The sequence below is a fragment of the Propioniciclava sp. genome (assembly GCF_029977985.1).
Lineage (GTDB): Bacteria > Actinomycetota > Actinomycetes > Propionibacteriales > Propionibacteriaceae > Propioniciclava.
Genome location: NZ_JARKOT010000207.1, coordinates 1 through 8,721 on the forward strand (window position 1 = coordinate 1; position 8,721 = coordinate 8,721).

The window sequence follows — 8,721 nt, forward strand, 5'->3', positions numbered from 1 at the left end:
GCTGGTGGGTCGCGCCCCTCTTCGCGAAGCTCGCCTTCGGAGCCGCCGGCACCACCCTGGTCGGCTTGGCTCTTGCCGGTCGCGCGGCCGAACAACGCCGCGACCTGGGGAGCGCCTCATGATCGCCTACCGGCCCACACCCGCTTCGCCTCCGGCCGCGACCCAGGTCGACTGGCGTCGTGTCGGGCTGTTCCTGCTCATCGCCGTCGGCGGCACGTGGGTCGTCGGGCTCGCGCTGGCCGCCTTGCTGCCCGTCGTCGGCGTCACGGTGGTGCGTGTGCTGATGGCTGTCCTCTACATGCCGATGCCCCTGGTGGCCGGTCTGGTGGTGGAGCTCACGGCCGGACGCCGCCCCCTCCTCGTGGTGCGGACGTTGCGCCATCTCAAGGCCGACGCCCGCCGGCTCGGCGGCATCGTCGCGCGCGGCGTCCTGCCCGCCCTCACGATCACGCTGGTGGCCGTCCTCCTCACCGTCGTCGCCGCCGCGGCGGGTCTGCCGGGCGCCGGCCGCGTCATGACCACCTCCCAGGAGTTGGCTGCTGCGTTGAGTGAGGTCGTGGGGGTGCCCATCCCGGATGACGTGACGCTGCCCCCGCCCTGGGTGCTGGCCGCGATCTCGGTGGTTCAGGGGGTAGTGGCCGGGGCGACCCTCAACGCGCTGCTCGCCTTCGGTGAGGAGTACGGCTGGCGTGGCGTGCTCGCCGAGGAACTCGCCCCCCTCGGACGCTGGCGCGCCCACACCTTGATCGGTTCCGTCTGGGGGCTCTGGCATGCACCGGCGATCATCTGGCTGGGCCTCAACTACCGCGGCGACTGGGCTCTCGGCATCCCGGCCATGGTCGCGATGTGCATCCCCTTGGGGTTTGTGCTCGCCTGGGCGGCGGAGCGGTCCGGCGTGTTCGCGGCGGCGATCGGGCACGGGGTCGTCAACGGCACCGTGGGCATCGTGTACTACCTCGTGGCGGACGGCAGTCCCTTCGTCGTGCCGCCCGGCATGATCTTCGTGGTCGTCGCGGCGTTGGTCGCGTTCGGTCTCTGGACCACCCGCAGTCGGACGGCTGCGGCGTCCGCGGCTCAGTCGGCCAAGCCGTAGAGGCGGTCGCCGGCGTCACCGAGACCAGGGACGATGTAGCCGTGCTCGTTGAGCTTCTCGTCGACGGACGCGACGACGAGGGTGCACGGGACGCCGACCGGGTCGACGAGTTCGCGCATGCGCTCGATGCCCTCGGGGGCGGCGATGAGGGAGATGCAGGTGATGTGGTCGGCGCCGCGGTCGACGAGGAACTGGACGGTGCCGCCCAGCGAGCCGCCGGTGGCGAGCATCGGGTCGAGAACGTAGCACTGGCGGCCCGACAGGTCCTTGGGAAGGCGTTCGGCGTAGGTGAACGGCTGGAGGGTCTCCTCGTCGCGGACCATGCCGACGAACCCGACCTCAGCCGTGGGCATGAGCTTCATCATGCCTTCGAGCATGCCGAGTCCGGCGCGGAGGATGGGCACGACCAGGGGTGTCGGGTGTGACAGGCGGGTGCCGGTGGTGGTGGTGATGGGCGTCACGACCTCGACGGTCTCGACGCGGACCTCGCGCGTGGCCTCGTAGGCGAGGAGCGTCACGAGCTCCTCGACGAGGGCGCGGAAGGTGGGGGAGTCGGTGTCCACGTCCCGCAGCAGGCGGACCTTGTGGGAGACGAGCGGGTGGTCGGCGACGATCAGTTCCACGCGGAGCATTCTTGCAGATGGCCATGCTGCGAACTCCCCGGGAGTCTGACACGATGGACAGTGCCGGAAGGAGGCACCCATGCCTGATCGTGACGACGAGTACGACGCCGAACTCGCCGACCGGGGCGACGATCGCCCGGGTCTGGACGACGTCGACCTCGAGCCGTTGGGCGGGGCCTCCGACGACGACGCGGATTATGACGAGGACGACGAGGACGCCGACGATTACGAGTCCGAAGACGCGGATTCGGACGACGACGACTACCCCGACGACGCCACCGAGGACGAGATCGACCTTGTCGCGGCCCTGTTCCGGGAGGAAGGGCAGCCCACCGCGATCGCGCTGCCCGTCGAGCTCGCCAACGACCTGGACGCCCTGATCGACGAGTTGCGCCGGGTTCCGGGTGATGCCGGCGCGGTCGGTGTGGTGTCGATCGAGGGCGAGTTCTTCGTGTTCGTGCGGGTCCGCGGCAAGGTGGTGCAAGTGCTGTTGAGCGACTCGGTGGCCGCCAACGACTGGCCGATCGCTCGCGACGTGGCCGATTACCTGGGCGCCGACGTGCCCGATGACGAGGAGGACTCCGAAACCATCGGTGACCTCGACCTCTTCTCCGATGTCGGCCTGTCCGAGATGGACCTTGAGGCCCTTTGCGAGGACCTGGACGCAGAGCCGCTCGAGATCGTCGAGAGCATCGTCGACAAGCTCGGGTACGCCAAGCCCTACGATCGCGTGGCGTCGGCGTTCGACCTGTGACCGGCGGTACCCGCTGGCACATCGCGATGCGTCGGGCGTTGGACGCCGCCGCTGCGGCCGCCGCGGCGGGTGACGTCCCGATCGGGGCGGTGCTGTTGGGCCCTGACGGGTCGGAGTTGGCGGTGGCGGGGAACGAGCGCGAGCAGTCCGGGGACCCGACCGCGCACGCGGAGATGCTGGTGCTGCGCCGGGGAGCGGCCGCTTTGCGCGATGCCTGGCGCCTCGAGGACTGCACGCTGGTCGTCACGCTCGAGCCGTGCGCGATGTGCGCGGGTGCCCTGGTGAATGCGCGCGTCGGGCGGCTCGTGTTCGGGGCGTTCGACCCGAAGGCCGGGGCGGTGGCGTCGGTGTTCGATGTGGTGCGCGACCCGCGGTTGAACCATCGCGTCGAGGTGGTCTCCGGTGTGTTCGCCGAGGCGTGCGGGGCGGTGCTGAGGGACTTCTTCGAGGACCATCGGTGATGGACGCCGCCGGTCACCCCTCGTGTTGGGTTGTCCGCGCTGAGCGACGCCGATTGGCCGGGCGGGTACGGGTCGCGATAGTCTGACAGACGGTGGCGTGTCCGAGCGGCCTAAGGAGCGCGCCTCGAAAGCGCGTGTGGGTTCTGCCCACCGTGGGTTCAAATCCCACCGCCACCGCCAGCCAGTCTGTGAGGTCCTCACGACACCAAGGACGCCTGACCCGATCCGGGTCAGGCGTCCTTCGTGAGGGGAGACTCAGCCGACGAACGGGTTCGGCATGGGCTTGGTGATGTCTGCGACGACGAGGCGATCACCGGGCTGGACGCCCTCGGTCACCTCGATGCGCGTGTCGCCCACGCTGCCCAGCGTGACCGTCACGTCGACAGGCTCGGCGCCCTGCAGGATGCGCACGCTCCCCGTCGACCCCGACCGCACGACCGCAGTCAGCGGGATCACGACCACGTCGGTCGCGCTGCTCACCTCGATGTCCACGGTCGCGGTGGTTCCGGCGGCGAAGGCGTCCGCACCGTCGGCGCCGGTGATGACCGTCACGGGGTAGGCGCCCGAGCTGTTCGGGATGAGGTTCTTGCCCTCCACCGTCGCGCGCAGTTCGGCGCCACCCGGACCCCGCAGGGTGGCCTGCTGCCCGGTCCGGACGAACGGGAAGGACGCCGCCGGCACAGTGAGCGAGACGCGCACCGCCCCTGGAGCGGTCACCGTGGCACGTTCGGTGCCCGTCGTGGTGCCGCCCACCGTGAACGGCAGCGCGGTGAGGACGCCGTCCATCGGAGCGCGCAGCGTGGCGCGGTCGAGATTCCCCTGGGCCGTCGCGAGCGCGCGGCGTGCCTTGGCGAGGCCGACCTCGGCGGAGACCACCGTCGAACGATCCGTGGACGGCGCGCCACCGCCCGGCCCGCCGCTGTCGCCGGAGGGGGCGCCCCCGGACGGCCCTGCGCCGGCCGGAGTGTCTGCCGCGCCACCGGCACCTGACGGCATCCCCGACGTTCCGGGCATCGAGCCCAACTGCGCCAGTTGCGCGGCGGCCTGCATCACCGAGAGTGCCCAAGCCTGCATCTTCCCGAACCAGTCCGCGACGGAGGCGGCGGCGGCCTGAAGGAGGGCGAACCCCTGCCCGTTGCTGGCGCTCACTCGTTCCTGGGCCTCAGCGAGGGCGGCTTGAGCGTCCGCCACCTTGGCCTGCGCCTCCCCGCAGGCCACGAGACGCTCGTGCGGGTCGTCGAGACCCGGCGTGCCGGGTGAGGGCGACGCGGTGGGGTTCGGCTCGGGGTCTGGAGTTGGCGTGGGCGTTGGGTCTGCGTCCGGCGTCGACGTTGGGGTTGGGCTGGGGTCGGGCGTTGGGCTCGGGTCCGGGGTCGGGCTCGGGTCGGGAGTGGGGCTCGGGTCGGGCGTGGGGCTCGGGTCGGGCGTGGGGCTCGGGTCGGGCGGTGGGCTCGGGTCGGGAGTGGGGCTGGGGTGGGGGTCGGCGAGGTCGCACACCTCCAGCATGGCCTGGAAGGCGGCGTCCGCCTCGTCCTGACGGGTGGAGGCGAGGCCAGCAGCGGCGTCCGCCTCGGTGAGGGCGGCTTGCAGGGGCGTGAGGTCGAGCATCGGCACCGGCGCGTCCGGCAGGCTGGCCGAGCCGGAGGAGCCGGAAGACCCGGACGGGAACGAGGACCCGGGGGAACCCGCCGACGAGGACAGCCCGACGTTCCCGCTGGAACCGCCGGTGGTGCCGGCGCCGGCGCTCGTGGCCGCGTCGGCGGCGTCCCGGATCTGCTTGAGCGCCAGGACGGCGGCGTCCACGTCGGCTTGCGCCTGGAGGACCTGGGTGCGCAGGGACGCGTCGTCCATGACAGCCAGGACGTCGCCCGCCTTGACCGTGTCACCGACGGACGCGGGCACCTCGATGACGGTGCCGGCTGCAGGGAAGTGCACGAACGCGTCGTTGACCTTCTCGACGGTGCCGGTGGCGCTGAGGCGCTGCGTCACGGAGCCACGCTCGGCGACGACGGTGGTGTAGCGGTCGGCGGGCTGGCGGCTGGCCTCCTGCGCAGCCGCGAGGCCCCACACGGTCCCGCCGACGAGGACGAGGGCGAGCACCGCCGCGAGCGCGTTGCGGCGTCGGATGGCCGCCACATCACGGTGGCGCTCCGCTGCCGGTTTGATCCGCGCCGGGGGGAGCGGGGTGGGATGGTCAGTCATGGCAGGAAACTCCTCACTCGCGGCGGAGTGCGTCGATGGGGGCGAGACGGGCGGCGCGGGAGGCGGGGTAGACGCCCGCGATGATGCCGATGGTGGCGGAGACACCGAGCGCGAGCAGAGCCGTCGGCACGCTCACCGGGATCGGGACCGGCGTGAGACTCGTCACGAGCCAGGCGATGAGCGCCGAGAAGCCGAGGCCGAAAGCGCCGCCGACGAGAGCCAGCAGGGCCGCCTCGGTGAGGAACTGCCCCAGGATCGCGCGCCTGCGTGCCCCCAACGCCTTGCGCAGGCCGATCTCGCGGAAGCGCTCCGAGACCGACACCAGCATGATGTTCATGACGCCGATGCCGCCGACGACGAGCGAGATCGCCGCGATGCCGCCGAGCAGGATCGTGAGCGTCAGCGTGATCTGCTCCATGGCAGCCACGAGCGACTGTTGCGACATGATCATGACGCCCGCCTCGTTGGCCGTCGCGACGCCGCGGCGCGCGCTCAGCAGCTGCTCGGTCTCCTGATAGGCGGCCGACAGTCGCTCGGTGGACGCAGCCTGCACGTACATGGTCGACACGCTCTCGCCGCCGTAGGCGAGCCGGTCGGTGTAGCTCGTCATCGGCAGGACGGCCATGTCGTCACCGCTGCCCATGAACCCCGAGCCCGCCGCCTCGAGGACGCCGACCACCCGGAAGCTGGCGCTGCCGAGAGTGACGGTGGCTCCAACGGCCGCGTTCGGGTCACCGAACGCCGTGGTCGCCGTGTTCGCGCCCAGGACCACGACCGCGGCGCGATCGTCGTACTCGGCGGCCGTGAAGAACGACCCGGCCGCCAGGGTGCGGCCCTGGACGCTGGCCCAGTTCGGGGTGGACGCCTCGATGGTCACGTTCGCGACGGCGTCGCCGAAGCGCAGTTCGAGGCCGTTCTGGATCACCGGGGCCACCCCGATGATGTCGGGGGCCGCCGCCGGATCGGACAAGGCGTCGGCGTCCGCCATCGACAGGGGGGTCATGAGCGAGGGGTCGTAGGTCTGGCCCGGCTCGACCGCGAAGCCGCCGCTCATCACGGTGAGCACGTCCGAGCCGAGCGACCCCATCTGCTCGCTCACGTTCGCGGTGGCACCCTGAGCGAGGCCCACGGACAGGGTCACGGCCGCGATACCGATGGTGATGCCCAGCGTGGTCAGGATCGACCGGACCCGGTGGGCGAGGATCGCACCGACCGCGATGCGCAGCGTTTCCCACCGGCTCATCGGTCGGCCCGCCGTTCGATGCTGGCGATGCGTCCGTCGAACACCCGGACCACGCGTTCGGCGCGGGCCGCCACGTCGGCCTCGTGGGTGATGAGGACGATCGTGCGGCCGGCGGCGTGCAACTCGTCCATGAGGTTCAAGACGTCCTCGGTGGAGACCGAGTCGAGGTTGCCGGTCGGCTCGTCGGCGAGGATCAACGCTGGGTCGGTCACCAGGGCGCGCGCGATCGCCACGCGCTGCTGCTGGCCGCCGGAGAGTTGGCCCGGGCGGTGGTGGGCGCGCTCCGCGAGGCCGACGCGAGCGAGGGCGTCCAGTGCGCGCTGCTTGCGCTCGGCGGCGCGCACCTTCGCGTACCACAGCGGCAACTCGACGTTGCGCCAGGCCGGCGTGCTCGGCAGCAGGTTGAACTGCTGGAACACGAAGCCGATCCGCGCGTTGCGGATGTCTGCGAGGTCGTTGTCGCTCATGTGGGCCACGTCGGTGCCGTCGAGGACGTACTGACCGTGGGTGGCCACGTCGAGACACCCGATGATGTTCATGAGCGTCGACTTGCCCGAGCCCGACGGGCCCATGATCGCCACGTACTCCCCCGCGTGCACGTCGAGGTCGACACCGCGCAGCGCGTGCACCTGGACGGCGCCCGTCGCGTAGGTCTTCCACACGTTCCGCAGCTGGAGGACCGGATAGGCGTCGACAGGCTGGACCGGCGGATCGGCGGCTTCGACGGGTTCCAGGAGAGAATCGGCGCTCATCGCGACGGCTCCGCGGTGGCGACGGCCCCGCCCATGTCACCCGGCTTGCCCATGCCGCCCGGAGGCATCATCGAGGAGTAATCGGTGTAGACGACGACATCGCCCTCGGACAGCCCGTCCAGCACCTCGATCATGTCGCCCTGCGGCTGACCCAGCGTGACGGCCACGGTGGTGAGCTCGTCGCCCTGTCGGACATTGACGTGGCCCGCGCTGCCGCCGTCGTAGTCGACCAGCGCCATCATGGGCACCGCGAGCACAGCCTCGCCGGTGTCGGCGGGGAGCAGGTCGACGGTGGCCGACGAGCCGGCGAACACGTTCTCGGGGGCCCCGTCGATGGTCACGGTGACGGGGAAGCCGGCCGCGCTGGCCTGGCTGCCGTCGCCGCCACCCGACCCTGCCTCGGCGACGACGCCCAGCCCCGTCACCGTGCCCGAGAGCGGAACGCTCGAGGTGGCCGTCGTGACGGTGGCCTGCATGCCTTTCGTCACCCGCGTGCGCTCCGACGCGCCGACCGTGGCGTCCACCTGGAAGGTCTTCGAGATGACGACGACGTCGGCGCCGGTGCTCGCCCCGGTGCCGCCAGCCCCGCTGGACGCCGACCCGGCGGTGTCGCCCACGTGAACGTTCACCGCTGCCACCACGCCGTCGATCGTGGACACCAGCGTGGCCTTGTCGAGGGCCGCCTGGGCGTCCTTGAGGGCCTGCTGCTTCACGTTGTACGCCGAGCGCAGGGCCGTGACCTCGGCCGACGAGCCGGACGCGCGGGCCGTGTTGTAGTCCTTGCGGGCCGCCTCGGCCTCGGCGGCGGCGTCCGTGACGGCCGCCTGGAGTTCGGTCGCGTCGATGGCGGCGAGCCGCGAGCCGGGGCTGACCGGGTCGCCGACCGACACGGGAACCTCGGTCACCTCACCCTCGCTGGTGAAACTGAGGTCGAGGCGCTGCGTCGGCTGGATCGTGCCCGTCAGCGTGACCGGCTGGGCCAGCGAGGTGCGGGTGACGGCGTACTCGACCTCGCTCGGCGTGCCCTGGGCCCCTTGGACGGCGTCCATCGTGGCCAGCAGCCGAGGCAGCGTGATCAGCACCGGCACGAGGACGCCGAGCAGGGCGAGCGCCCCGATGATCAGATAGTCGCGCCGGCTGAACCGCCGCTCGCGCGCGGGGGGAGGAGGGGCGTCCGAGGAGACCTCGGACAGGGGTTCAGGGGCGAGGACGGCCGTGGGGGCGTCAGGGTCGGGGGAGGGTGAGGGCGGGACAGTCACGGGTCACTCCTGGTTGAGGCTACCCCTACCCTCCCATCCCCCCGGGGCGGTCGCCTCCGACCTAGGTCGATTGTGGGACAGTCCTAAGGAGGAGAATCGCGGGTCGAGGGGGAGGACATGGACGCGGGTTTCACCGACCTGTCCGGGCTGCTGATCGGAACGGCCACGGCGGCCGTCCAGATCGAGGGCGGGGACCGCAACAACAACTGGTACGACTGGGCGCAGCTGCCCGGAACGATCCGGGACGGCTCGTCGCCGCTGCGCGCCACCGATCACTGGAACCGGTGGCACGAGGACACCGAACTGATGGCGTCCCTCGGCCTCCAGGCGTACC

The 8,721-nt window shown here is 71.5% G+C and carries 9 protein-coding genes and 1 tRNA gene; 5 read left to right on the plus strand and 5 right to left on the minus strand.

The genetic code is table 11. The features are described from left to right. The first annotated feature begins 118 nt into the window (after positions 1-118). A complete protein-coding gene (locus tag Q1K57_RS12065) occupies positions 119-1,093 on the plus strand; it encodes a CPBP family intramembrane glutamic endopeptidase (protein WP_300082962.1) in 975 nt (324 codons plus the stop codon). On the opposite strand, the gene upp is transcribed toward Q1K57_RS12065, so the two are convergent. After that, a complete protein-coding gene (upp, locus tag Q1K57_RS12070; protein ID WP_300082965.1) occupies positions 1,075-1,716 on the minus strand; it encodes a uracil phosphoribosyltransferase in 642 nt (213 codons plus the stop codon). The two genes, Q1K57_RS12065 and upp, sit on opposite strands and share 19 nt — an antisense overlap. A gap of 79 nt (positions 1,717-1,795) precedes the next feature. Between upp and Q1K57_RS12075 the strand changes: the two genes are divergently transcribed. The 3 genes from Q1K57_RS12075 (at position 1,796) to Q1K57_RS12085 (ending at position 3,111) form a co-directional block, all read left to right on the plus strand. Next, a complete protein-coding gene (locus Q1K57_RS12075; protein WP_300082967.1) occupies positions 1,796-2,470 on the plus strand; it encodes a tRNA adenosine deaminase-associated protein in 675 nt (224 codons plus the stop codon). A gap of 26 nt (positions 2,471-2,496) precedes the next feature. Next, on the plus strand, positions 2,497-2,931 hold the full coding sequence (gene tadA, locus Q1K57_RS12080; protein ID WP_300082984.1) for a tRNA adenosine(34) deaminase TadA: 435 nt from the start codon (positions 2,497-2,499) through the stop codon (positions 2,929-2,931). Positions 2,932-3,022: 91 nt separating this feature from the next. Next, positions 3,023-3,111: transfer RNA gene (locus Q1K57_RS12085), tRNA-Ser, on the plus strand. A gap of 75 nt (positions 3,112-3,186) precedes the next feature. On the opposite strand, the gene Q1K57_RS12090 is transcribed toward Q1K57_RS12085, so the two are convergent. Genes Q1K57_RS12090 through Q1K57_RS12105 form a run of 4 tightly spaced genes read right to left on the minus strand, consistent with a single transcriptional unit; the run spans position 3,187 to position 8,387 of the window. Then, complete coding sequence (locus tag Q1K57_RS12090) at positions 3,187-5,133, minus strand: HlyD family efflux transporter periplasmic adaptor subunit (protein WP_300082970.1); 1,947 nt, start codon at positions 5,131-5,133, stop codon at positions 3,187-3,189. A gap of 13 nt (positions 5,134-5,146) precedes the next feature. Next, on the minus strand, positions 5,147-6,376 hold the full coding sequence (locus Q1K57_RS12095) for an ABC transporter permease (protein WP_300082973.1): 1,230 nt from the start codon (positions 6,374-6,376) through the stop codon (positions 5,147-5,149). Continuing rightward, complete coding sequence (locus Q1K57_RS12100; RefSeq protein WP_300082976.1) at positions 6,373-7,128, minus strand: ABC transporter ATP-binding protein; 756 nt, start codon at positions 7,126-7,128, stop codon at positions 6,373-6,375. The genes Q1K57_RS12095 and Q1K57_RS12100 overlap by 4 nt, the downstream gene beginning before the upstream one ends. Then, positions 7,125-8,387 (minus strand): biotin/lipoyl-binding protein, encoded by a 1,263-nt coding sequence (locus Q1K57_RS12105; protein WP_300082978.1) that lies wholly within the window; start codon positions 8,385-8,387, stop codon positions 7,125-7,127. Before Q1K57_RS12105 ends, Q1K57_RS12100 begins: the two co-directional genes overlap by 4 nt. Before the next feature lie 117 nt (positions 8,388-8,504). Here Q1K57_RS12105 and Q1K57_RS12110 point away from each other — a divergent pair. Continuing rightward, a partial coding sequence (locus Q1K57_RS12110; RefSeq protein WP_300082981.1) for a family 1 glycosylhydrolase occupies positions 8,505-8,721 on the plus strand: 217 nt, incomplete at its 3' end.

Coding starts and splice junctions, on each gene's coding strand:
- Q1K57_RS12065 (WP_300082962.1), top strand. CDS start 119: ATGATCGCCTACCGGCCCACACCCGCTTCGCCTCCGGCCGCGACCCAG.
- Q1K57_RS12075 (WP_300082967.1), top strand. CDS start 1,796: ATGCCTGATCGTGACGACGAGTACGACGCCGAACTCGCCGACCGGGGC.
- tadA (WP_300082984.1), top strand. CDS start 2,497: ATGCGTCGGGCGTTGGACGCCGCCGCTGCGGCCGCCGCGGCGGGTGAC.
- Q1K57_RS12090 (WP_300082970.1), bottom strand. CDS start 5,133: ATGACTGACCATCCCACCCCGCTCCCCCCGGCGCGGATCAAACCGGCA.
- Q1K57_RS12095 (WP_300082973.1), bottom strand. CDS start 6,376: ATGAGCCGGTGGGAAACGCTGCGCATCGCGGTCGGTGCGATCCTCGCC.
- Q1K57_RS12100 (WP_300082976.1), bottom strand. CDS start 7,128: ATGAGCGCCGATTCTCTCCTGGAACCCGTCGAAGCCGCCGATCCGCCG.